This window comes from Sphingomonas sp. P3_C5 (assembly GCF_056402635.1).
The window spans coordinates 212,473-232,244 of sequence record NZ_JBFUHA010000007.1 but is presented as its reverse complement, the minus strand read 5'-3'; the positions used below and the strand labels follow the sequence as shown (position 1 = coordinate 232,244).

26 protein-coding genes and 1 pseudogene are annotated in these 19,772 nt (G+C 65.5%); 11 read left to right on the top strand and 16 right to left on the bottom strand.

Annotation, left to right across the window (positions count from 1 at the left end; translation table 11 throughout):
• Nucleotides 1–21 precede the first annotated feature (21 nt).
• A complete protein-coding gene (locus AC1DVS_RS18375) occupies nt 22–741 on the bottom strand; it encodes a carbon-nitrogen hydrolase family protein (protein ID WP_478025362.1) in 720 nt (239 codons plus the stop codon).
• A gap of 17 nt (nt 742–758) precedes the next feature.
• Here AC1DVS_RS18375 and AC1DVS_RS18370 point away from each other — a divergent pair, with 17 nt between their 5' ends.
• Entirely contained in the window at nt 759–1,370 is a 612-nt protein-coding gene (locus tag AC1DVS_RS18370; protein WP_478025361.1) for a YcxB family protein, read from the top strand.
• A 101-nt stretch (nt 1,371–1,471) separates the two neighbouring features.
• On the opposite strand, the gene AC1DVS_RS18365 is transcribed toward AC1DVS_RS18370, so the two are convergent.
• Together AC1DVS_RS18365 and AC1DVS_RS18360 are read right to left on the bottom strand one after the other, a co-directional pair.
• Nucleotides 1,472–2,722, bottom strand: a complete 1,251-nt coding sequence (locus AC1DVS_RS18365; RefSeq protein ID WP_478025360.1) for an SGNH/GDSL hydrolase family protein — start codon at nt 2,720–2,722, stop codon at nt 1,472–1,474.
• A 193-nt stretch (nt 2,723–2,915) separates the two neighbouring features.
• Nucleotides 2,916–3,110: a hypothetical protein gene (locus AC1DVS_RS18360; protein ID WP_478025359.1), complete on the bottom strand. Its 195-nt coding sequence runs from the start codon at nt 3,108–3,110 to the stop codon at nt 2,916–2,918.
• A gap of 103 nt (nt 3,111–3,213) precedes the next feature.
• Here AC1DVS_RS18360 and AC1DVS_RS18355 point away from each other — a divergent pair, with 103 nt between their 5' ends.
• Nucleotides 3,214–4,059 (top strand): hypothetical protein, encoded by an 846-nt coding sequence (locus AC1DVS_RS18355; RefSeq protein WP_478025358.1) that lies wholly within the window; start codon nt 3,214–3,216, stop codon nt 4,057–4,059.
• Nucleotides 4,060–4,125: 66 nt separating this feature from the next.
• On the opposite strand, the gene AC1DVS_RS18350 is transcribed toward AC1DVS_RS18355, so the two are convergent.
• Complete coding sequence (locus AC1DVS_RS18350; RefSeq protein WP_478025357.1) at nt 4,126–4,491, bottom strand: hypothetical protein; 366 nt, start codon at nt 4,489–4,491, stop codon at nt 4,126–4,128.
• Nucleotides 4,492–4,686: 195 nt separating this feature from the next.
• On the opposite strand from AC1DVS_RS18350, the gene AC1DVS_RS18345 reads away from it, so the two are divergent.
• Together AC1DVS_RS18345 and AC1DVS_RS18340 are read left to right on the top strand one after the other, a co-directional pair.
• The gene (locus AC1DVS_RS18345; RefSeq protein ID WP_478025356.1) at nt 4,687–4,971 is read left to right on the top strand and encodes a hypothetical protein; all 285 of its coding nucleotides are present in this window, start codon (nt 4,687–4,689) and stop codon (nt 4,969–4,971) included.
• Between the two features lie 32 nt (nt 4,972–5,003).
• On the top strand, nt 5,004–5,324 hold the full coding sequence (locus AC1DVS_RS18340; protein WP_478025355.1) for a cupin domain-containing protein: 321 nt from the start codon (nt 5,004–5,006) through the stop codon (nt 5,322–5,324).
• A gap of 26 nt (nt 5,325–5,350) precedes the next feature.
• Here AC1DVS_RS18340 and AC1DVS_RS18335 read toward each other — a convergent pair whose 3' ends face one another.
• Nucleotides 5,351–6,010, bottom strand: coding sequence for a hypothetical protein (locus tag AC1DVS_RS18335; protein WP_478025354.1), 660 nt, complete (start codon nt 6,008–6,010; stop codon nt 5,351–5,353).
• A 376-nt stretch (nt 6,011–6,386) separates the two neighbouring features.
• Between AC1DVS_RS18335 and AC1DVS_RS18330 the strand changes: the two genes are divergently transcribed.
• The 5 genes and pseudogenes from AC1DVS_RS18330 (at nt 6,387) to AC1DVS_RS18310 (ending at nt 10,742) form a co-directional block, all read left to right on the top strand.
• Complete coding sequence (locus tag AC1DVS_RS18330; RefSeq protein ID WP_478025353.1) at nt 6,387–7,226, top strand: chromate resistance protein ChrB domain-containing protein; 840 nt, start codon at nt 6,387–6,389, stop codon at nt 7,224–7,226.
• Entirely contained in the window at nt 7,223–8,629 is a 1,407-nt protein-coding gene (gene chrA / locus AC1DVS_RS18325; RefSeq protein ID WP_478025352.1) for a chromate efflux transporter, read from the top strand. Before AC1DVS_RS18330 ends, chrA begins: the two co-directional genes overlap by 4 nt.
• A gap of 26 nt (nt 8,630–8,655) precedes the next feature.
• Nucleotides 8,656–9,555 carry a DUF1259 domain-containing protein gene (locus AC1DVS_RS18320; RefSeq protein WP_478025351.1) on the top strand — a complete coding sequence of 300 codons (900 nt, stop codon included), beginning with the start codon at nt 8,656–8,658 and terminating at the stop codon, nt 9,553–9,555.
• Nucleotides 9,556–9,627: 72 nt separating this feature from the next.
• Nucleotides 9,628–9,747, top strand: a pseudogene (locus AC1DVS_RS18315) (hypothetical protein); the annotation flags it as partial.
• Nucleotides 9,744–10,742, top strand: coding sequence for a YncE family protein (locus AC1DVS_RS18310; RefSeq protein WP_478025350.1), 999 nt, complete (start codon nt 9,744–9,746; stop codon nt 10,740–10,742). The pseudogene AC1DVS_RS18315 and the gene AC1DVS_RS18310, both read left to right, overlap by 4 nt.
• Before the next feature lie 22 nt (nt 10,743–10,764).
• Here AC1DVS_RS18310 and arsC read toward each other — a convergent pair whose 3' ends face one another.
• From arsC to AC1DVS_RS18265, 9 genes are all read right to left on the bottom strand, one after another.
• Entirely contained in the window at nt 10,765–11,175 is a 411-nt protein-coding gene (gene arsC, locus AC1DVS_RS18305) for an arsenate reductase (glutaredoxin) (protein WP_478025349.1), read from the bottom strand.
• Nucleotides 11,172–11,840 (bottom strand): aquaporin, encoded by a 669-nt coding sequence (locus AC1DVS_RS18300; RefSeq protein ID WP_478025348.1) that lies wholly within the window; start codon nt 11,838–11,840, stop codon nt 11,172–11,174. The genes arsC and AC1DVS_RS18300 overlap by 4 nt, the downstream gene beginning before the upstream one ends.
• The gene (locus AC1DVS_RS18295; RefSeq protein ID WP_478025347.1) at nt 11,837–12,184 is read right to left on the bottom strand and encodes an ArsR/SmtB family transcription factor; all 348 of its coding nucleotides are present in this window, start codon (nt 12,182–12,184) and stop codon (nt 11,837–11,839) included. Before AC1DVS_RS18295 ends, AC1DVS_RS18300 begins: the two co-directional genes overlap by 4 nt.
• Nucleotides 12,184–12,639 carry an ArsI/CadI family heavy metal resistance metalloenzyme gene (locus AC1DVS_RS18290; protein ID WP_478025346.1) on the bottom strand — a complete coding sequence of 152 codons (456 nt, stop codon included), beginning with the start codon at nt 12,637–12,639 and terminating at the stop codon, nt 12,184–12,186. The genes AC1DVS_RS18295 and AC1DVS_RS18290 overlap by 1 nt, the downstream gene beginning before the upstream one ends.
• Nucleotides 12,640–12,715: 76 nt before the next feature.
• Nucleotides 12,716–12,943 (bottom strand): hypothetical protein, encoded by a 228-nt coding sequence (locus AC1DVS_RS18285; RefSeq protein ID WP_478025345.1) that lies wholly within the window; start codon nt 12,941–12,943, stop codon nt 12,716–12,718.
• A gap of 25 nt (nt 12,944–12,968) precedes the next feature.
• Nucleotides 12,969–13,343: a VOC family protein gene (locus AC1DVS_RS18280; protein ID WP_478025344.1), complete on the bottom strand. Its 375-nt coding sequence runs from the start codon at nt 13,341–13,343 to the stop codon at nt 12,969–12,971.
• 107 nt (nt 13,344–13,450) lie between these two features.
• Nucleotides 13,451–13,900 carry an SRPBCC family protein gene (locus AC1DVS_RS18275; RefSeq protein ID WP_478025434.1) on the bottom strand — a complete coding sequence of 150 codons (450 nt, stop codon included), beginning with the start codon at nt 13,898–13,900 and terminating at the stop codon, nt 13,451–13,453.
• 14 nt (nt 13,901–13,914) lie between these two features.
• Nucleotides 13,915–14,301 carry a Cu(I)-responsive transcriptional regulator gene (gene cueR / locus AC1DVS_RS18270; RefSeq protein ID WP_478025343.1) on the bottom strand — a complete coding sequence of 129 codons (387 nt, stop codon included), beginning with the start codon at nt 14,299–14,301 and terminating at the stop codon, nt 13,915–13,917.
• Nucleotides 14,298–16,433, bottom strand: a complete 2,136-nt coding sequence (locus AC1DVS_RS18265) for a copper-transporting P-type ATPase (RefSeq protein ID WP_478025433.1) — start codon at nt 16,431–16,433, stop codon at nt 14,298–14,300. Before AC1DVS_RS18265 ends, cueR begins: the two co-directional genes overlap by 4 nt.
• Before the next feature lie 140 nt (nt 16,434–16,573).
• On the opposite strand from AC1DVS_RS18265, the gene AC1DVS_RS18260 reads away from it, so the two are divergent.
• Nucleotides 16,574–17,107, top strand: a complete 534-nt coding sequence (locus tag AC1DVS_RS18260; RefSeq protein ID WP_478025342.1) for a cysteine dioxygenase family protein — start codon at nt 16,574–16,576, stop codon at nt 17,105–17,107.
• A 31-nt stretch (nt 17,108–17,138) separates the two neighbouring features.
• On the opposite strand, the gene AC1DVS_RS18255 is transcribed toward AC1DVS_RS18260, so the two are convergent.
• Both AC1DVS_RS18255 and AC1DVS_RS18250 read right to left on the bottom strand, forming a co-directional pair.
• Complete coding sequence (locus AC1DVS_RS18255; protein WP_478025341.1) at nt 17,139–17,429, bottom strand: hypothetical protein; 291 nt, start codon at nt 17,427–17,429, stop codon at nt 17,139–17,141.
• A gap of 106 nt (nt 17,430–17,535) precedes the next feature.
• On the bottom strand, nt 17,536–18,393 hold the full coding sequence (locus tag AC1DVS_RS18250; protein WP_478025340.1) for an oxygenase MpaB family protein: 858 nt from the start codon (nt 18,391–18,393) through the stop codon (nt 17,536–17,538).
• A 146-nt stretch (nt 18,394–18,539) separates the two neighbouring features.
• Here AC1DVS_RS18250 and AC1DVS_RS18245 point away from each other — a divergent pair, with 146 nt between their 5' ends.
• Nucleotides 18,540–19,760 carry a class I SAM-dependent methyltransferase gene (locus AC1DVS_RS18245; RefSeq protein WP_478025339.1) on the top strand — a complete coding sequence of 407 codons (1,221 nt, stop codon included), beginning with the start codon at nt 18,540–18,542 and terminating at the stop codon, nt 19,758–19,760.
• The last annotated feature ends 12 nt before the right edge of the window (nt 19,761–19,772 follow it).

Genomic DNA, 19,772 nt, shown 5'->3' with positions numbered 1-19,772 from the left:
GTCGTCCCGGCCTGTGCTCGTTTAGACCGTCGCGACCAGCATATCCTCGACGAGCGGCGACGCCAGTGCGAGGACGTCGCCGCGGCCACCCACTATGATCGAGGTGCCGAACGCGACCCGATCCGCGTTGCGCCCCGCCACATCCGCACGAACGACTGGCACGCGATTTTCCCGAGCGCAGGCGATGTCGACCGCGTGGGTGGCGCTCACCACATCGGCCTTTTCCGGGCTCAGCGCATTGTTGCTCGGCACGAACAGCACCTGCGCGCCGCGTGCGACCAGCGCGCGGGCGAGTTCGGGATGGTTGGTGTCGTTGCAGATCATGATGCCGAAGGTCAGGCCATCGATCGTGAAAACCGGCTTGTCCTTGCCCGGGCTGTAGACCGAGCGCCGGATGGCCGGGTGCAGCTTGCGATAGATGCCGCGCACCGCGCCGCGATGGAGGATGGCGGCGCTGTTATGGAGCTTCCCGGCGCTGGCGATCTCGGTGAAGCCGATGATGGTGGTGACCGTGTCGCTGGCGAGCGGGGCGAGGAGCGTTTCGAGCTCACCATTGTCGACGCTGATCGCGGCTTCCGCGGGATGCTCCGCATCGTCGGCGAGCCCGCCGAGCAGCGCCTCCGGGCAGAGCAGGACACGGATGCCCTCAGCCTCGCACCAGGCGACGCGCTCGCGGGCGAGGCCGATCGCGGCCATCGATCCGCGCGGCAGGAGCGGGGCCTGCCAGGCCGCGAGTCTCATTGCATTCCCCCGAGGCCATGAGCGAAGTGGCGGATCAGCTTTGGTGCATGATCGGACCGAACTCCAGGATTCATTGGCCTTCCGGCATGATCGGCATTGCCCGAAACCGGAAGCCGCCGCATGATGTGCCGGTGCCTGCGATTTCCTTCCAGCCGACTCTTGAGGATGTCCTCAACGCAAACCGGCTGCATTTTACCGCTTCGTTGAAAACGCGGCGGATGCGGCGCGCGTGGCTGGTGGGCAGCTTGCTCGGCACGATGGCCGGGCTTGCAATTGCCTGGCTTCTCGACCTTTCCATGGTGGTCATGGCCGTGATCGGGTTTGCCGCCTGGCTCCTGTTTTTGTCGTCGGTCCTCCTGGCGGCCTATCTGCGTCTGCCCGGCCAGGCGCGGCGGACCTTCGCCCAGCAGAAATCGCTGCAAGGCGAGGTGGCGGTCAAATGGTCGGATGCGGGCATTTCGATGACATCGGAACGCGGACATGCTCAGCTCAAATGGGGGGATTTTGTCGAGATTGTCGAAGGTCGCGATGCGATCCTGCTCCGCCAGACCGATACCCTGTTCAGCTTTATTCCGAAGCGCCTCCTGTCGGAGGAACAGACGGCGAGCATCGTGCGACATCGCAGCTGAGCCACAGCCGCGATCTGGGGGAGACCTGCCCTGTTGTCGAAATCAGCCTATCAGCCCCGAGACACTCGCATAGGTAGCGGAGGCACCCAGGGTCGCGTCTCTCACCGAAACAACGCCAGATCCACCGCCTCGGCCATTGCCTTGTAGCCCGCATCGCCAGGATGGAGCTTGTCGCCGCTGTCGAACGCCGCGGCCATCATCTGGGGATCGGCCTTGTCGGCGACGGCACGGTCGAAATCGATCACGCCGTCGAAATGGCCGAGCGTGCGGATCCAGTCATTGACTGCCTGGCGCACCGCGTCGCCGTCCTCCGAATAATAGCCGGCGCCTTTGTAGGGCAGGACGGTCGCGCCGATCACCTTCACGCCGCGATCATGGGCGCGGGCGATCATCTGGCGATAGGCGCCGATGATATCCTTGGGGAGGGGCATGTTGCTCTTGCTCCGCGTGGCGCTGCCGATATCGTTTACGCCCTCCAGTACGACGACGTAGCGCACACCGGGCACTGACAGCACATCACGATCGAACCTTGCTAGCGCTGCCGGGCCGGCGCCGGTCGCGAGCAGGCGGTTGCCCGAGATGCCGGCATTGGCGACCGCAAAGCTGGTCTTGCCTGCCGCGCGCAGGCGCTCGGCGAGGATGTCGGGCCAGCGATGATCGGCATTGTCAGTCGAAAGCGCGCCGTCAGTGATCGAATCGCCGAAGGTGACGATCGTCGAGGTGGCGGTGCCGCCCGAAACGTCTATGCCGCTGAGGATGTAGCGCATTTTGGTGGTGGCGCCGGCGATCTCGGCCGCAGCCGTCTGGTCGCCGGGCGCAATGCGGGTGGTGGAGACGCCGAGCGGATGGCCGGTCAGGTGCTCGGTCGAGCCGGGCACATAAATGCTGACCACGAGATGGGCGAGCGGCGGGACCTTCAGCGCAATCGTGTCGCTGAGCAGCGGCGCGCCGGCTGGGATGACCGGGGCCGTGCTGCCCTCGAAGGTCACGGCCTGGTCGCTGCCCGCAACGATCGCGCCGTCGTCACCGGCCAGTGCGACATGGACCGCACCGAGGCGCAGCGGATCGGCCGAGATCTCGTTCGACAGCCGAAGCCGGATCGACGTGCCGCCGGCCGAGAGCCGGGCGACCATTCGGAACGTCACGTCCGAGGTGATCGGAGCGGTCGGAACGGGCGGAGCCGCGGCTGCGGCATCAGGCGTTGCCGGAGGCGGCGCTGGGCGGGGGAGGGAAACCTCGAGCGGTGAGGCTTCCCAGCTTCGAACCCAGGTCTGGCCCGGCGCTGCCTGGGCAGCGATCGGCAGAAAGGCGGCGCAGGCGGCGGCCAGTGTGAGGGCTCGGGTCAGCTTCACGGCTCGGGACGGTCTCACTGGGGATCCTCTCACGATTTCTGTTCGCCGAGGATAGCCCGGCAGGCGGCGTGCGTCACCATCGGCCTGGGGTTCGTTTGAAATCATCTTTTCCGAAAAAGGGGACCGATCCTCGTAAGAGGATAGGGGTAAAGGGGGGTTAGAATATATATCATTGGGGGGAGCGTCACCAACGTCACGCGTGACGCTTTGTGACGCTTTGTGACGCTGCGTTACGGCTTGTGCGCCGTGCTCGGTGCCGTGGTGGGAAGTTCGTCGCGTGGGTGCTGGTGTCGAGCGCTGCCTCCATGTCCGCTACCGCGCTGACCAGCGCGTCGCCGCTCATGCCGGCGGCGATCATATAGTCGATTGCGGTTGCGATGATGCCCATGCCATTCCCCGGGTGTTTCCTTTTTGTTCTTGACCATGCTCTCCAACATGTCCAGACTGTTTGTCGGGAGGCATGACCCGGTCATGCTGGCGGCGGGGCAATCATGGGCATCAAACCGATTTTCCTGCTGGCGATTCTGGCCTTGGCTGCAGGCGCGCTTGGCGGCGATGCAGGCCTTGCCGCCGACCGGAACAAAGGTCGTCAGACGCATAATGGCGCGCCCGGATCAAAGCCTGTTGAACGGCGTCTTTCGAGCGCTGAGCTCGGCGCATTGATGATGGCCCGGATCGGCCGGCATTTCGTGGCTGACTCCCGCCATGCCGGTGACGAGGGCCTGCCACTGATCTTTTACGACCGGCCCAGGCCGTTCGGGCTGTGGCTATGCAGGGTCAACGTCTTCACGGTTCCGGACCAGATCGTGCGGGGCGACAAGGAGATGCACGGCGAGGACGAGCTCGAGCTCTATACGAAATATGTGATCTGGCGTCGCCCGACCGCTCCCGAGCCGACTGTGCAGGAGCGGGAGGCCGGATGTGCCGCTTATCGTGACTTCAAGCACATGTTCGGCTCGCCCGAGCCCGGGCCGGAACAGCGTGGGCCCTACGTGGCCGATGTCATCTTCGAGCAGGTCAGATCGGGGCATGTCACCATACCGCTTACCTGCGAAGACCAGCGCCCCCACTCCCTGACCGGGACGTGCAACGCATTGGATATCCTGCGCGGGCTGACCCTGAAGGAGCTCGGCGGCGTCTTGACCAAATCCCAAAAGGAAGGTGATGGCGTGACCACCTATGAGGACCAGCTGATCTTCGACCTGAAGCACAACAAGCAATGCTGCAGCGAGGAACTGCTGCGCATGACGGTGACGAGCGACCAGCATTGGGCCAGGCAAGGTGGTGACAGGGCCGATCCTCGATCGGCGGCGCTTGTCGTGGAGTGCCACTGCTGAGGAGAGGCGCGCAGGTGCTGAAATGGAGGATTTTACGGGTAGGGGCTTCGGCTCGAGAGGCGAGGCTCACTGAATGGTTTCGGTGCGCTCGAAATGAATGCACCAGATCAGCCCGAGGACGGTCAGGCCCGCCCATCCGATGATCCCCGGCAACAGGGGCTGGTTTCCAGTCGCAGCGAAGCTCGTGAAGAGTGCCGCCACGACGGATGACGCCAGCGCCAGCCAGTAGAATGTCCGTCGCGGCCGGGTGGTCCGGGTCTGGATCAGCCGGGCTGCGCCCAGCCAGAAAAGGCTGAGCGCGCCGATGACCACATCGGAGGTTCCGAAGCCGTGCCGGAACCCGGAAGTGGAGAGCCAGGCCAGGCAGAAGACCGGGAACAGCCAACGCCCGGCAAGGCTGAGATCGGATTTGGGGTTTGATGAGGCGTTCACGGGATCATTCTGCCATATTCCGGGGATGTCGCCTATGGGCGCTTCTTGCTCTCTTCCGCATGCGAGGGAAGTCGGGGCTGGGCTGGCGTTCGCCACCCCCGCGGCGATTGAGGAAATGGGAGCTCATCAGCCCCGGTAGCAAGAAGGTTACTCCCGTTTCTCAGCCGTTCATCTCGCCCGCGCCAAGGGGCAGCGATGCGCACATCAAGCCATATCCTCAACGCCGCGACCAATCTGCTCGGCATCTCGCTGCTGATCATCGCCGGCCTGCATATCGCGAATGCCTCGGGCAAGACGCTCGCCGACGAGATCGCCTGGGCCGGGGTGGTATGTTTCGCAGCGAGTTGCGTCTTTTCCTATCTGTCGCTGCGCGGCGACGATCCGCACGACCGTTTCGAGCGGCTGGCCGACAAAGTCTTTCTCGCCGGCACCACGATCCTGCTGGTTGCGGTGCTGGTGCTGGCGGTGTTCGATCTTTGAATGGCTGAGCGGAGATGTGGTAGGATTGGCTGATGGACCGCACCCCGCCACCCGTATCGCTCGCCGCCGCGCTGGCGCTGCCGCGCACGCCGGGGCGATCGGCCGAGATCTTTGTCGATGGCGATCTCGAACTGCGCTTCGCCGCTCGGCCGACTGACGGGCCGCAGGTGCCGCATCTGCGCGACGAGATCTATTTCGTGGCCTCGGGGACGGGGAATTACCGGGTTGAGGACAAGGTGACGGCGGTCGGCGCGGGGGATGTGCTGTTCTGCGCCGCGCATGTCGCGCATGGGTTCGAGAGAATCTCGGAGGACTTCTCGGTGTGGGTGCTGTTCTACGGGGCGGAGAAATAGCGGCGCTCCCGCTCACCTCTCCGGCGTCAGTTCCGTTGGCGTACATAGCGTAAGCGTTGCGCTATCCCGATGGCGATGACCGGAAAGGCGACGAAGACCGCCACCAGCGCCGGCGGGGGACCGGGCGTCAGCTGGGAGACGAAGGCGAAGAAGGTGGAGAAGGCGACGGGGATGGCGCTGATCACCGCCCATTGCAGCGCAAGGCCTTGCGCCAGCTGCTGATTTGTCACGAACGGGAGCGGGGCGGCGGTGGTCCGCCTGCCTGCTGGCGCATGCACCGAGAGCTTTTGCCAGATGCCCGCGTCGATCGCGAGTTTGCCGATCTCGGGTGCGCCGAGCCCGAGCCGGGCCATGGGCATGAAGAAGCGCGTTTTCGATTCTGGCGAAATCTCGGCCCAGGGAACGACAAAGGGGCGCTGGAAAGGGCCGAATATACGCCATATCCCGATCCGCAGCCCAGACGGGCAGGCGCTGAGCGTCAGGATGCCGTTCAGATTTACGCCAAGGCCCATGGAGCCCGACAGGCGCCGGAATGTGACGAGCGGGGCTTCGTCGCCGCGCGGAAATTGGCTTTGGAGCGTGAACCAGCCGGATAGCGTGCCCAGCATCGTCGTTATGAAAAGCCACAGCGCGACAAAGGCGAAGGGGAAGATCGCGAGGAAGATAGTGCCGCTCTGGTCGTCCATGATATTCCCCGCCTTCGCCCAAGAGGTCCATCCCGGGCAAATGATCCCGCCCCATCGGCTATAGCAGCTGGACGGATTCTGCTCCCAGCTTTTCCTCCTTCCCCCGCGGAGGCCGGGGCCCAGTTGGAAAGGTCCATGTGAAGGCACGCGGCACGCGCCACAATCGTCCCCCAACTGGGCCCCGGTCTCCGCCGGGGAAGGCAAAGGGGGTTCACGCCGCATCCGCTATCCTGATCTCAGGTGTCGGGCCTGCAACGATCGTCACCAACGCCTTGACAGCAGCGCCCGAACGCGGCTTTTTAAGGCCATGGGGTTTGCGATCTCCCCATGAGGCGACAGGCTGAAGTATCGCGTCCCCCAAGCCTGAGGACGCCTTATGCCCGTGATCAATGCAATCTCATCCGACAAGCTCATCCGCCTGATCGGTACGCCTGGATGCCCGGCCATCATCGACCTGCGCAGCGATACCGAGCTCGCCGCAGATCCTCGTTCCATTCCCGGTTCGCGTCGGCATTCGTTCGCGGCGCTGGCGGAATGGGCGCCCGGTCTTTCGGGGCGCAACGTGATCCTTACCTGCCTGAACGGCGATGCGCCCAGCCATGGTGCTGCGGCGTGGCTGCGTCAGGCGGGTGCCGAGGCTGAGCTGCTCGAGGGCGGCTTCAGGGGTTGGGCTGCGGCGGGCGTGCCGCTGATCAACGAGGAACCCGTTCCACCACGCGACGCGGCGGGCCGGACGCTCTGGGTCACGCGGGCGCGGCCGAAGGTTGATCGGATCGCTTGCCCCTGGCTGATCCGGCGCTTCATCGACCCCGACGCGCTTTTCCTGTTCGTCGCCGCGCCTGAGGTTGCCGGCGTTGCGGCGCGGATGAGGGCGACTCCGTTCGATGTCGAGGGCGCGGGCGTGCGCTGGAGCCATCGCGGCGCGCTGTGCACCTTCGACGCGATGATCGAGGATTTCGGGCTGGGCGGGTTCGACGGACTGGCGCGTCTCGCGCCCATCGTGCGCGGCGCCGACACCGCCCATCCCGAGCTCGCGCCGGAGGCGGCGGGGCTGCTGGCGGTGTCGCTCGGCCTGTCACGAATGTTCGCTGACGATCTCGCGCAGCTCGAGGCGGGGATGGCGGTGTATGACGCGCTCTATCGCTGGTGCCGCGATGCGACCGGCGAGACGCATGACTGGGTCTCGCATACGCCGGCCAAGGGAAAAGCCAGGTGAGCGCCGCAGACATTACCGTCGACTCGGTCTTGCGGGAGCGACCGGCGGAGGTGACGCTGGGCGAGGCGTTCTGGGTGTGGCTCAGGATCGCCGCGCTCTCGTTCGGCGGGCCGGCTGGGCAGATCGCTGTGATGCACCGCATCCTGGTCGACGAGAAGCGCTGGGTCGGGGAGCACCGGTTCCTGCATGCCCTTAACTACTGCATGCTGCTGCCCGGCCCGGAGGCGCAGCAGCTGGCGACCTATATCGGCTGGTTGATGCACAGGACGAGGGGCGGGATCGTCGCCGGCGGGTTGTTCGTGTTGCCCGGCGTCGTGTCGATCATGGCGCTGAGCTGGGTCTATGCGCTGTATGGGCGGGTCGGGATCGTCTCCGCGTTGTTCTTCGGCCTCAAATGCGCGGTACTCGCGGTGGTGCTGCAAGCGGTCGTGCGGATCGGCAGCCGATCGCTCAAGAACAATGTCATGCGGGCCATCGCCGCGATCGCGTTCATACTCATCTTCTTCCTGGGGGTTCCGTTCCCGGTGATCGTGCTCGGCGCCGGACTGGTCGGCTATTTCGGTGGCCGCGCCGGCATCGCGGCGTTCCAGGTCGGCGGCGGGCACGGAGCGGCAAAAGGCACGATCGTTGAGGACGCGGACACCTTACTGGGCGAGGAGCTTCCGGCCCATGCCAGCCCGACGATCGGGCAGTCGTTGCGCCAGGCGATTGTCTGGCTCGTGCTGTGGCTTGCGCCGGTCGCGGCACTGTTGCTGCTTCTCGGCGGCACCAATGTCTTTACCCAGATCGCGACCTTCTTCTCGACCATGGCGGTGGTGACGTTCGGCGGCGCCTACGCGGTGCTTGCCTATGTCGCGCAGCAGGCGGTCGAGACCTATCACTGGCTGTCGGCCAAGGAGATGCTCGACGGGCTCGGTATGGCCGAGACCACGCCCGGGCCGCTGATCATGGTGCTGCAGTTCGTCGGCTTCATGGGTGCTTATCGCCATCCCGGCATGCTCTCGCCGCTGCTCGCAGGAACTTTGGGTGGCCTGCTCGCCACCTGGGTGACGTTCATCCCCTGCTTCCTGTGGATCTTCCTCGGCGCCCCGTTCATCGAGCGGATGCGCGGCAACAAGGCTCTTTCGGGCGCGCTGTCGGCGATCACCGCTGCCGTCGTCGGCGTCGTGCTCAACCTGGCCATCTGGTTCGCGATCCATACGATATTTCGCGTAGTGCATCCTCTGAAATGGGGGCCTATTCACTTTGACATGCCCGTTTCCGGCAGCATCGATCTTTGGGCGTTCGCCATCTCGATCGCTGCGATCGTCGCCATGCTCCGCTTGAAGGTCGGCATATTCACGACGCTTGGGGGAGCCTCGGCAGCGGGCATTGGCCTCTACGTGGCGGGCATTTTGAGCTGAACCCGATTGAATGAAGGAGTAGACCCATGCGCATCTTGCCGTCTCTGCTTGCCGTTGCCGCACTGTTGCAGATCGCGGGAGCGGCGCATGCGAGCGAACCTTGGGAAGATGCGATCGCGGCCGCGCTGGGCAAGCCCGGAACCGAGATGCCGGGCGGCGTCTATCGCGTTGGATTCCCGCGGACAGACCTGAAGGTCGTCCTGGATGGTGTCGCCGTGAAACCCACGCTCGCGCTGGGATCATGGGTCGCATTCATGCGCCAGGGGACCGACGTGATGGTCATGGGAGACCTCGTCCTGACCGACGATGAGGTCAACCCCGTCATGAAGCGTCTTCTGGAAGGTGGAGTGTCCGTCACGGCGCTCCATAATCACCTGCTCCGCGCCGCGCCGCACACCATGTACATGCATGTCGGCGGCATGGGCGATGGCGCGAAACTCGCTGCAACGTTGCACGCCGCTCTTGCCTTGAGCCACACGCCGTTTCCGAGCGCGCCGGCCGCAACTGCGGTACCCCCGGCACCCGCGCCTGCCCTCGAACTCGATACGGCTGCGCTCGACCAGGCGCTCGGACACAAGGGCAAGGTCAACAGCGGCGTCTACGCCTTCAGCATTCCCCGTGCGGTCGTCCCGAGCGCCGACGGCATGACCCTTCCCGAAGCCATGGGGTCCGCGATCGCCATCAACTTTCAGCCAACGGGCGGCGGAAAGGCGGCGATCGCCGGCGATCTCGTCCTTACGGCGGATGAGGTCAATCCGGTCCTGCGGAGTCTTCGCGCCAATGGAATCGAAGTGACGGCGCTGCACAACCACATGCTGGACGACGAGCCAAGACTCTTCTTCATGCACTTCTGGGCCAATGACGATGCCGGCAAGCTGGCGAGAGCCCTTGCGGATGCGCTGCGGCATGTGAAAGTGGCGAGCTGAATCTGAAAGTCGAACGACGGGGACCGTCCCGAGGGCCTCACACAATGACCCACGACCAATCGCCACGAGCATACCCATGCGATAGATTATGGTGTCAAGGCAGGGGCTTATGTCGATGCCTTCATGGCCACCATCAACTGGGATCCGGCGAGCGAGCGCCTCGCCCAAACGGTAGCCAGCGACCGGTTGTGAGTGGCCGGACACCGCCCAGCCGCGCATGGCCGATCCTGTTGCTGCTCGGTGCCGTCGGCTCCTGTGGCGGCGCGCCCACGCCGGCCGCGCCGCTGGTGCTCGAGCGGACGATCGCGCTGCCGGATGTCTCGGGCCGGATCGACCATCTCGCGATCGACCCTGCCGGGGAGCGGCTGTTCGTCGCTGAAGTCGGCAATGGCAGTGTCGATGCGATTGATTTGAAGACTGGAGCCGTCGTCCACCGCATATCGGGGCTGAAGGAGCCGCAAGGCGTCGCGTGGCTCGCCGATCGCGGCGAGCTCGCGGTGGCGAGTGGCGGGGACGGCACCGTGCGCTTCTATCGCGGCGCCGATCTCGCAGCCGCCGGCATGCTGGCATTTGGCGACGATGCCGACAATCTGCGGGTCGATCCGCGTGGACGGCTGGTGGTTGGTTATGGATCGGGCGCGCTGGAGGTGATCGATCCGGCGACGCGGGCAATCGTGTCGCGGGTGGCATTGCCGGGGCATCCCGAGGGGTTCAGGCTGCTGGGCGACCAGGTGCTGGTCAATGTGCCCGACAAGCGGCGCATCATCGCGGGCAATCTCGCCACTGGCGTCGTGACGGCAAGCTGGCGCGCCACGCATCGGCTGAACTTTCCGATGGCGATCGATGCGGAGACGAAGACGGCGGCGATCGTCTATCGCTGGCCGGCGCGGCTGGTGACGCTCGACGTCGACAGCGGGGCGATCGGCTCCGACCTGCCCACCTGCGGGGATGCAGATGACGTCTTCTTCGATACGCGCCGCTACCAGATCATGGTGAGCTGCGGATCAGGGGCGATCGAGGTGTTCGCGGCATTGGCGGCGGGAGGCTATCGCTCGCTTGGAATAGCGGCGACCAGGCCCGGCGCGCGCACAGCCTTGTTCGTGCCCGAGCGGGACCGGCTCTATCTTGCTGTGCGTGCCACAGGTGGATCGGGTGCGGAGGTGCGGGTCTATCGACCAACGCCGTAAACCCGTTCCAGCAATATCGAGCCTATTTCGCCGTCTGGACGACCTCGCCATCTTCCTTGGTAAAGCTGGCCGGCACATGATCGAGCAGTTCAAGCACTGCCTCTGACGGGCGGCACAGTTTCGTGCCTCTGGGCGTCACCACGATGGGGCGGTTCACCAGGATCGGGTGGGTGACCATGGCTTCCAGGATCGCCTCGTCGGATGTCGCCTCATCGAGCAGGCCGAGCTCGCCGGCCGGCGTGCCCTTTTGGCGCAGAAGATCGCGGGGGCGGGCGTGCATCGCCGTCAGCAGATCGTCCAGTAGCGGGCGCGTCCAGCCGGTGCTGCGATAGTCGATCACGCTTGGGACATATCCCGCCGCTTCGATCATCGCGAGGGTGTTGCGCGAGGTGCCGCAATCGGGGTTGTGGTAGATGGTGACGGGAAAACTCATGCTGGTTCCTCCTTCAGCAGCCAGCCGAACAAGGCGAGCGCGGCGACAGTGCCAGCGAGCTGCGCGGCGATGAAGAGTGGGGCTGAGACGGGGGCAATGCCCGCGAATGTGTCCGACAAGCTGCGGGCGATCGTGACGGCTGGGTTCGCGAACGACGTCGAGGCAGTGAACCAATAGGCCGAGACGATGTAGAGCCCGACTGCCGCCGGGGTCGCATCGGGCCGCGAACGCTGAGTGGCGAGGATCGTTCCGATCAGACCGAATGTCGCGACGAACTCGGAGAACGCCAGAGCGGGGCCGTCCCGCAGCTTTGTCGAGACCTGGAGCAACGGCTCGGCGAACATGGCATGCGCTGCCCATACGCCGAGCACCGCGCCGGTGATCTGCGCTGCGACATAGGCGAGCGCGGTGCGTGCGTCGGTGCCGCGGCCGATCAATACCGCGAGCGTAACCGCCGGGTTGAAATGCGCGCCGGAGATGGGCCCAAACATATGGATGAGGACGAACAGACCCGCGCCGGTTGAGATCGTGTTGCCGAGCAGAGCGATCGCGACATTACCGCCCGCCAGTCGCTCGCCCATGATGCCCGAGCCGATCACGATCGCGAGCAGCAAGGCGGTGCCGAGGAGTTCCGCCGCCAGCCGGCGCGGCAGTGTGATGCTCATGCGCTGGTGGCTTCGCGAGCCGGCGCGCAACCAGTGGCGAAGGGCGCGCAGATTTCCGGCCGGCCAGCGCAGCAATCTTCCATCAGGAAACCGAGCAGCTCGCGCATCCGCTCATAATCGGCTGAATAGAGGATCGAACGGCCCTCGCGACGGGAATGGATCAACCCCGCATGGCCGAGGATCGTCAGATGCGAGGAGAGGGTGTTGGGCAGCGCGCCGATCTCCCGCGCGATCTCGCCGGCTGCCACGCCCTCCGGGCCTGCCCGCACCAGCAGGCGGAACACAGCGAGACGGCTGCCATGCGCGAGCGCCGAGAGCGCATCGACGGCCAGGGGCAATTGCATCAGCAGCAGGCCTTGGCGGCGGGCGCGGGGGCGCAGCACGCGCTTGAGGGTTGAGCTGTGGCTTCGGACAGGATCTCGTCCTCGCCATAGGCCGTCGCCTCGCCATGGGTGTAGAAGCTCTCCCAGCGGACGCCGGCCGGATCCGTCACCCAGCTCTTGTCGGATTTCGCATAGCAGCAGGTCGTCGCTTCCTGGTCCATGGTTTCGGCACCCGCGGCCTTCAGGCGCGAAGCGAGTTCGACGAGCTCGGCATTGCTGTCCACCTGAATGCCGACATGATCGACGCCGATCGCCCGAGCTCGCGAAGAAATGGCGAGATTTACCCGCGGATCTTCGAGCATCCATTTCGCATAGTCTGGCTTGGTGACCGTGGGAGGCGCATCGAACAGGGTGCTGTAAAAGGCGACGGCCTGATCGATATCAGGCACGCTGACGTGAAGGTGGAGGCGTTTCACAGGATGCTCCTTCGATTCGATATTTCGAATATATCCGAAGTATCGAATTCCGCAAGAAGCTCCTGCATGCCGCCGTTTATTGGTGGCGCGCGCGTTCCTGCGCCCGCCGGGCTTTCGCCGCCTTGGCGGCGCGGTGATGGCCGATCCAGCAGCCGGCCGCCGCGCCGATGACGGCATGGCCCTTGCCGACATAATGACCAGCGACCGCGCCGACCGCCGCGCCCTTGAGGCAGCCCTTTGCAACGGCAGGCGAGGCGGTTGCCATGGAAGCGGCCGCGGCGATGGTGAGAGCGATACGGGACATTGGCATTATCCTTGGTGGCAAAGGGTCAGGGCGAAACGCGCAGGGGCTCCATCAGTTCGATGCGGTTGCCGAAGGGATCATCGACATAGACGCGGTCATAGCCTTCAAGCGGCTGGTCCTCGACCACAGCATAACCATGTGATTTCAGGGTGGCGACTAACGCAGCCAACTCGGTGACGATGAACGCCGGATGCGCCTTATGGGCAGGATGGAAATCCGCCTCCACGCCGAGATGGATCTTCAACGGGCCGCGCTCGAACCAGCACCCGCCACGCGCCGCGAGATGAGGGGGCTTGATTACCTCTTCGATGCCAAGCGCCCGCCCGTAAAAGGCGCGAGCGGCATCCTCTCCGCCGGGCGGCATGGCGAGCTGTACGTGATCGAGGCGTTCGATCGGCATTGTCGGAGCTTAGCCTCGGCCGAACCGAGCTGCCAGAGGAACCAGGGTCAGCTGATTGCTGACGTGAAGGTATGTTCAACGCACAGAGCGGATACTTCTCCTCCAGGTCATTCAACCAGCGCCGCCAGCTTGGCCAGCGACTGTCGCGTTCCCGTCTCGTTGTCCTCGGGGCGGATGCCAGGCGGCAGGCCATCGAACTTCATCGTGACGTTAGTGCCGCCGGGCACATCTTCTAAGCTGGTGGTCAGGGTCATCGTCCCGGCATAGGCCGGATCACCGGACTCGAAGACTATACTCTCGACGATCTTCTCGTCGGGTACCAGATCGACGAAGCGACCCGTGAAGCTGTCGGTGTCGCTGCTTGTCTTGCCGTCCGAGCCGCGCTTCGAGGCCTTGTACGTCAGCGACATACGGTAGCTGCCGCCGACACGGGCGTCGAAGCTGTGCACCACGCCGCTCATCCTGTCGGGTGCGCGCCATCTCGCGAGCATGTCGGGATCGAGACACGCCGCGTAGAGCTTCGCGCGAGGCGCCTTGATGATCCGGGAGACCTGCATCACGCTACAACGCGTCAGCGCGCGAGTCGTTCGATGATCGGGCAATCAGGGCGGTCATCGCCGTGGCAGCGCGCGGCGAGATCCTCGAGGGTGGCGCGCATCGCCTCGAGCGCGGCGGCCTTGCGACCCAGTTCGGCGGCGCGGGCGATGGCGAGCGCACGGACTTCGGCGCTCGAGCGGCCGGCATCGGCCCAGAGCCCGAGCAACTCGCTGATCTCGGCCACCGGGAAGCCGAGATCGCGCGCATTGGCGACGAAGCGCAGGCGGTGGACGTCCGCCTCGTCATAGTCGCGGTAGCCGCTCGTGCGGCGCGGCGGCGCTGGGATCAGCCCGATCTTCTCGTAGTGGCGGATCATGCGCTGCGAAACGCCGCTCGCCGCTGAGGCCTGGCCGATGTTCACAGCTTCACTCCGTTCAATCTGAGGGCGTTCGTTACGACAGTGAAGCTCGACAGCGCCATCGCCGCGCCTGCGATCATCGGCGACAGGGTGATGCCAAGCAACGGATACAGCAGGCCGGCCGCCACAGGCACGCCAATGCCGTTGAAGATGAACGAGAAGAACAGGTTCTGGCGGATGTTGCGCATCGTCGCCCGGGCCAGTTTACGGGCGCGGACGATCGCCGAGAGATCGCCCTTGGTCAGCGTCATGCCGGCGCTCTGCATGGCGACATCAGTCCCGGTGCCCATTGCGATACCGACGTCGGCGGCTGCCAGGGCGGGCGCGTCGTTGACACCGTCGCCGGCCATCGCGACCCTTGCTCCCGCCGCCTTCAGCTCGTTGACGATGCGGGCCTTGTCCTCGGGTTTGAGATCGGCGCGGACCTCGTCGATGCCGCCGACCATCGTGGCGACCGCCTGCGCGGTTGCGGCGTTGTCGCCGGTGAGCATGACGATGCGAAGGCCGTCCGCGCGCAATGCGGCGATCGCGTCGCGTGCGGTGTCGCGGATTGGATCGGCGACCGCGAGCAGGCCGGCGAGCTTGCCGTCGATCGCGACCAGCATAACGCCTGCGCCGGTGCCGCGACGCGCTCCGGCGCTGGCATCGAGCGGGCTGGGGTCGGCGCCGGATGCTCGCATCATCGCCGCATTGCCGATCGCGACCTTGCGGCCATCGACAGTGGCGGAGACGCCGCTTCCGGTTTCGGAGGCGAAGTCGGTTGCGTCGGCGAGCTTCAGCTTGCGCTCGGCGGCGCCTGCCACCACGGCCTGAGCCAGCGGGTGCTCCGAGCGGGCCTCGACCGCTGCCGCCAGTGCGACCACTTCGTCCTCGGAGAGCCCGGGCAGCGCCTCGACAGCGATCAGTTTCGGGTGACCGAGCGTGAGGGTGCCGGTCTTGTCGATGACGAGCGTATCGACGCCGTCGAACGCCTGGAGCGCCTCGGCATTCTTGATCAGAACGCCGGCCCTGGCGCCGCGCCCGGTGCCGACCATGATCGACATCGGCGTGGCGAGGCCGAGCGCGCAGGGGCAGGCGATGATCAGCACCGCGATCGCATTGAGCAGGGCATGGCCGAAGCGCGGGTCCGGCCCGGCGAGGATCCAGACGATGAAGGTGACGATGGCGACTGCGATGATCAGGGGCACGAACCAGCCTGAAATCCTGTCCGCCACTGCCTGGATCGGCGCGCGACTGCGCTGCGCGTCCGCGACCATGCGAACGATGCGGGCGAGCACTGTATCCGCGCCGACCGCGCGCGCTTCGATCACCAGGCTGCCGGTCGCGTTGACGGTGCCGCCGGTGACGGCGTCGCCCGGTGCCTTGATGACGGGCGCGGGCTCGCCGGTGAGCATCGCCTCGTCGACTGGCGAGCGGCCTTCGATCACCACGCCATCGACCGGGATCGCCTCGCCGGGGCGGACGCGCAGGCGATCGCCGGTGATCACCTCCGAGAGCGGAACCTCCAGTTCGCCGCTGTCGGCGGACAGGCGGTGCGCCGTCTTGGGCGTGAGGTTCATCAGCGCTCGGATGGCCCGACCGGTCGCGGCGCGGGCGCGCAGTTCAAGGAGCTGGCCGAGCAGGACGAGCGTGACCACCACGCCGGCCGCCTCGTAATAGACCGGTACCAGCCCGTGCATCCGGAAGGACATGGGGAAGAGGCCGGGCGCGACGGTTGCCACCACACTGTAGAGGAACGCCGCGCCGACGCCGATTGCGATGAGCGTGAACATGTTGAGATGGCGGGTGAGAATCGACGTCCAGCCGCGTTGAAAAAAGGGCCAGCCAGCCCAAAGGACGATCGGCGCAGTCAGTGCGAGCTGGGCCCAGGGCGAAAGGGCGGGCGGAAAGAACTCGAGGCCGAGCATTTCGGCGAGCATCGAGATGGCCAGCAAGGGCACGCTGAGGACCGCCGCGACCCAGAAGCGGCGGGTAAAATCGACCAGCTCGGGATTGGGCGCATCGTCGAGCGACGGCGCTTCGGGTTCGAGCGCCATGCCGCAGATCGGGCAATGGCCCGGGCCATCGCGGCGGATCTGCGGGTGCATCGGACATACCCAGATCGTTCCCGGCGCGACGGCATGGGACGGACTCATGGTGTGGGTGTGGCCTGCGTGGCAGGTCGTGTGAGTGTGCGTTTCAGTCATGCGTGCCTCCGACGCGAGGCTATATGGGGTGTGACATCATGTCAGGGTCAAGGGGTTCGCGCGGGAAAAGGCCCGTGGTAAATGGAGCGATGTTCGATTCAGATCGCTTTATCGAAGATTGCCGAGCGGCGGTGCAGGCCGACGCCACACACCGGGCGGTGCTCGAGGTTGTCGAGCGCGCGTTCGCTGATCCGGCGGCGGTGCTCGCCGGCGTGGGCGAGCCGGCCGCGAGCGGACTGGTGCCGCTGTTCCGGTCGCCCGATCTCACCATCATCAACGTCGTCTGGAAGCCGGGGATGACGATCATGCCGCACAACCACGAGATGTGGGCGGTGATCGGCATCTATGGCGGGCGCGAGGACAATATCTTCTGGCGGCGGATCAAGGACGATCCCGAGGGGCGGGTCGAGGCGGCGGGCGCGCGGTCGCTTTCGACCGGGGATGTCGTGCCTCTCGGCAGAGACATCATCCATTCAGTGTCCAACCCGATCCCGAAGCTGACCGGGGCGATCCATGTTTATGGCGGCGATTTCTTCGCGACCGAGCGCAGCGAATGGGACGCGGAATTTTTGACGGAACGACCCTTCGACCAGTCGATGCTGAGCGCGCGGTTCGAGACGTAAACGCCCCCCATAGGAGCATCAGGGACGCTGATTACAGGCCGAAGACCTTAACGGAACCAAGCGCGAGCACGAGAGCCGCAGCTTGTGCCGCGACCAGCGCGAGGACAGGACGCGCCTGTTTCCAGTCCGCCGTCCATAGAAAAACTGCCGCTACCGGCAGTTCCAGACAGATCAGCAACTGGAAGATATGCGCGGCCGCACCCTCGTCGCCGAGGTGGCGTTCCCAACCGGTGTTCACCGCGAACAACACCAGCCCGAATGCAGCCAAGGACATCAGGACGGGAGCATATCCGCTGATTCCGTTGATGGATTTCCGTGTCATTGGCATCGACTCCCCGGATGGATAGCGAGGCGAATCTAGCGGTTTTTGTTCGCCAGGCACGTTGGGATCATGTGCTTTTTCAGTGCAGGGGTGGTGCAAGGGAGACTTACACCCCGAACGCCCAGCGCAGCGTCCGCGCGAGGCCGAAGGTGCCGGCATGGACGATCGGGCGGGTGAGGGTTGAGCTCGACAGACCATGCATCTGGCGGGCCCAGGCCGGGAGCAGGTCGATCGCGGCCTGGAAGGTGATTGCCTGGATCGGAGCGGCGGAGAGTTTCGGTGCGCGCTGGGTGAGGAGGAGGTGCGCGACCTCGCGGGTGCGCTCGTCCACTGCCAGCGTGGGGCGCATCGTCGCGATCAGCGAAGCGGCTTCGGCACGGCTGCGCGGTACAGGATCGGCGCCGAGCGCTTCGGCAATGGCCCCGACCTCAGCATAATAGCGGTCCTGATCTGCCGCCGACATGCCGGGCTCGCCATAGCGGATCCACGCCTGGAGGAAGCAGCTTGCCTCAGTGACGTGGACCCAGGCGAGCAGGGCGGGATCGTCGGCCGTGTAGGGCGTGCCGTCAGGCAGGGTGCCGCTGACATTGTGGTGGATATTGCGGACGCGGGCGATTGCTGCCTCGGCTTCGTCGCGGCCGCCATAGCTGGTCAGCGCGATGAAGCGCGCCGTGCGGCGCAGGCGGCCGAGCATATCCTCGCGGAAGTTCGAATGATCCCATACGCCGGCAAGCACGGCCGGGTGGAGCATCTGCAGCAGCAGCGCCGCGACGCCGCCGACCATCATCGTCGTCACGTCGCCGTGCACGCGCCAGGTGACCGATTGCGGGCCGAACAGGCCATCGGTGCGGCGCACTACGGGCTTCTCTCCGCGGGCACGATCGTTGAAGACCGCGCGCACACGGCCGACGATGGCCTGCCGGGCATGAGCTGTGAAGATGTTGGGCGTTGAGCGCGGAGCCATGGTGACGGCTTAGCGCAATCGCCGCGATTGTTCGATTGTCTTGCGCATTGCAGTCCTCACCGATCTGACCGACACAGCGATGTGTAACGAGAGGCTCGGCAGGATGATCCAGGCTGTTTCGCCGATGAGCGCAGGCACATGAACCCATGTCTCCGCTCGACCTGATCTTCCCCAAGCTGATCCTGTCGGGGCCGCTTACGGTGGTCGACGGGGACGGGCGGAGCAAAAGCTATGGCGTACCGACGCCGGGCGTAAAGCCCCTGACGATCCGCCTTACCGGTTCCACGACGCCGTGGCGTATCCTGTTCAACCCGGCGCTCGGTTTCGGCGAGGCCTATATGGATGGGCGGCTGACGATCGAGGATGGCGATATCCGGGATCTGGCTGATCTGATCGGGTACAATATCCGCTGGGACGTCGATAATCCGGTCCGCTCCCGGAAATGGCGGCCGGGGCGGCTGGCGACGCCGCTCGACAGCTGGAACTGGAAGCGCCGCTCGAAGCGCAATGTCGCGCATCATTATGATCTGTCGGGCGCGCTCTACGATCTCTTCCTCGATGCCGACCGGCAATATAGCTGCGGCTATTTCACCGACCCGGGCAACAGCCTCGACCAGGCGCAGCACGACAAGAAGGCGCATATCGCGGCGAAGCTGGCGCTGGCGCCGGGGCAGCGGGTGCTCGATATCGGCTGCGGCTGGGGCGGGATGGCGCTGTATCTGAACCGCGTGGCGGATGTGGACGTGCTGGGCATCACCCTCTCCGAGGAGCAGCTCAAGGTCGCGCGGGCTCGGGCCGAGGCTGCGGGGGTGGCTGACCGGGTGCGCTTCGAGCTGCTCGATTACCGCGATGTGCAGGGGCAGTTCGACCGGATCGTATCGGTGGGGATGTTCGAGGCGGTCGGGCCGCCGCACTTCCGGGCGTTCTTCGGGAAGTGCCGCGATCTGCTGGCGCCGGACGGTATCATGCTGCTCCACACGATCGGTCGTGCAGATGGACCTGCGCCGACTGATGCGTGGCTGGCCAAGTACATCTTTCCGGGCGGCTATGTGCCCGCGCTCAGCGAGATGATGCCTGCGATCGAGCGGGAATATCTCTGGCTGACCGACCTTGAATCGTTGCGGCTGCATTATGCCTGGACGCTGGAGCATTGGTATGACCGGGTTACCGCGGCGCAGGCGGAGATTGAATCAATCTATGATGCGCGCTTCTGGCGGATGTGGCGCTTCTACCTGGCCGGCGCGATCGCCGCGTTCCGGCATGACGGGCATCTCGTCTATCAGCTCCAGCTGACGAAGAAGCGCAACGCGGCGCCGGTGGTGCGCGATTATATGGGCGAAGCCGAACGGCGGTTGAGGGACGGCTGAGGGCGCGAAGGG

Bases quoted from the DNA above. Each gene is read 5' to 3' on its own strand.
- AC1DVS_RS18280 (WP_478025344.1), bottom strand. From the start codon at position 13,343: ATGCCGATCGAACGCCTCGATCACGTACAGCTCGCCATGCCGCCCGGC.
- AC1DVS_RS18255 (WP_478025341.1), bottom strand. From the start codon at position 17,429: ATGACACGGAAATCCATCAACGGAATCAGCGGATATGCTCCCGTCCTG.
- AC1DVS_RS18320 (WP_478025351.1), top strand. From the start codon at position 8,656: ATGCGCATCTTGCCGTCTCTGCTTGCCGTTGCCGCACTGTTGCAGATC.
- AC1DVS_RS18335 (WP_478025354.1), bottom strand. From the start codon at position 6,010: ATGGACGACCAGAGCGGCACTATCTTCCTCGCGATCTTCCCCTTCGCC.
- AC1DVS_RS18260 (WP_478025342.1), top strand. From the start codon at position 16,574: ATGTTCGATTCAGATCGCTTTATCGAAGATTGCCGAGCGGCGGTGCAG.
- AC1DVS_RS18375 (WP_478025362.1), bottom strand. From the start codon at position 741: ATGAGACTCGCGGCCTGGCAGGCCCCGCTCCTGCCGCGCGGATCGATG.
- AC1DVS_RS18330 (WP_478025353.1), top strand. From the start codon at position 6,387: ATGCCCGTGATCAATGCAATCTCATCCGACAAGCTCATCCGCCTGATC.
- AC1DVS_RS18250 (WP_478025340.1), bottom strand. From the start codon at position 18,393: ATGGCTCCGCGCTCAACGCCCAACATCTTCACAGCTCATGCCCGGCAG.
- AC1DVS_RS18300 (WP_478025348.1), bottom strand. From the start codon at position 11,840: ATGAGCATCACACTGCCGCGCCGGCTGGCGGCGGAACTCCTCGGCACC.
- AC1DVS_RS18245 (WP_478025339.1), top strand. From the start codon at position 18,540: ATGTCTCCGCTCGACCTGATCTTCCCCAAGCTGATCCTGTCGGGGCCG.
- AC1DVS_RS18345 (WP_478025356.1), top strand. From the start codon at position 4,687: ATGCGCACATCAAGCCATATCCTCAACGCCGCGACCAATCTGCTCGGC.
- AC1DVS_RS18370 (WP_478025361.1), top strand. From the start codon at position 759: ATGAGCGAAGTGGCGGATCAGCTTTGGTGCATGATCGGACCGAACTCC.
- AC1DVS_RS18360 (WP_478025359.1), bottom strand. From the start codon at position 3,110: ATGGGCATCATCGCAACCGCAATCGACTATATGATCGCCGCCGGCATG.
- AC1DVS_RS18295 (WP_478025347.1), bottom strand. From the start codon at position 12,184: ATGCAATTGCCCCTGGCCGTCGATGCGCTCTCGGCGCTCGCGCATGGC.
- AC1DVS_RS18355 (WP_478025358.1), top strand. From the start codon at position 3,214: ATGGGCATCAAACCGATTTTCCTGCTGGCGATTCTGGCCTTGGCTGCA.
- arsC (WP_478025349.1), bottom strand. From the start codon at position 11,175: ATGAGTTTTCCCGTCACCATCTACCACAACCCCGATTGCGGCACCTCG.
- AC1DVS_RS18285 (WP_478025345.1), bottom strand. From the start codon at position 12,943: ATGTCCCGTATCGCTCTCACCATCGCCGCGGCCGCTTCCATGGCAACC.
- AC1DVS_RS18265 (WP_478025433.1), bottom strand. From the start codon at position 16,433: ATGAGTCCGTCCCATGCCGTCGCGCCGGGAACGATCTGGGTATGTCCG.
- AC1DVS_RS18340 (WP_478025355.1), top strand. From the start codon at position 5,004: ATGGACCGCACCCCGCCACCCGTATCGCTCGCCGCCGCGCTGGCGCTG.
- AC1DVS_RS18275 (WP_478025434.1), bottom strand. From the start codon at position 13,900: ATGCAGGTCTCCCGGATCATCAAGGCGCCTCGCGCGAAGCTCTACGCG.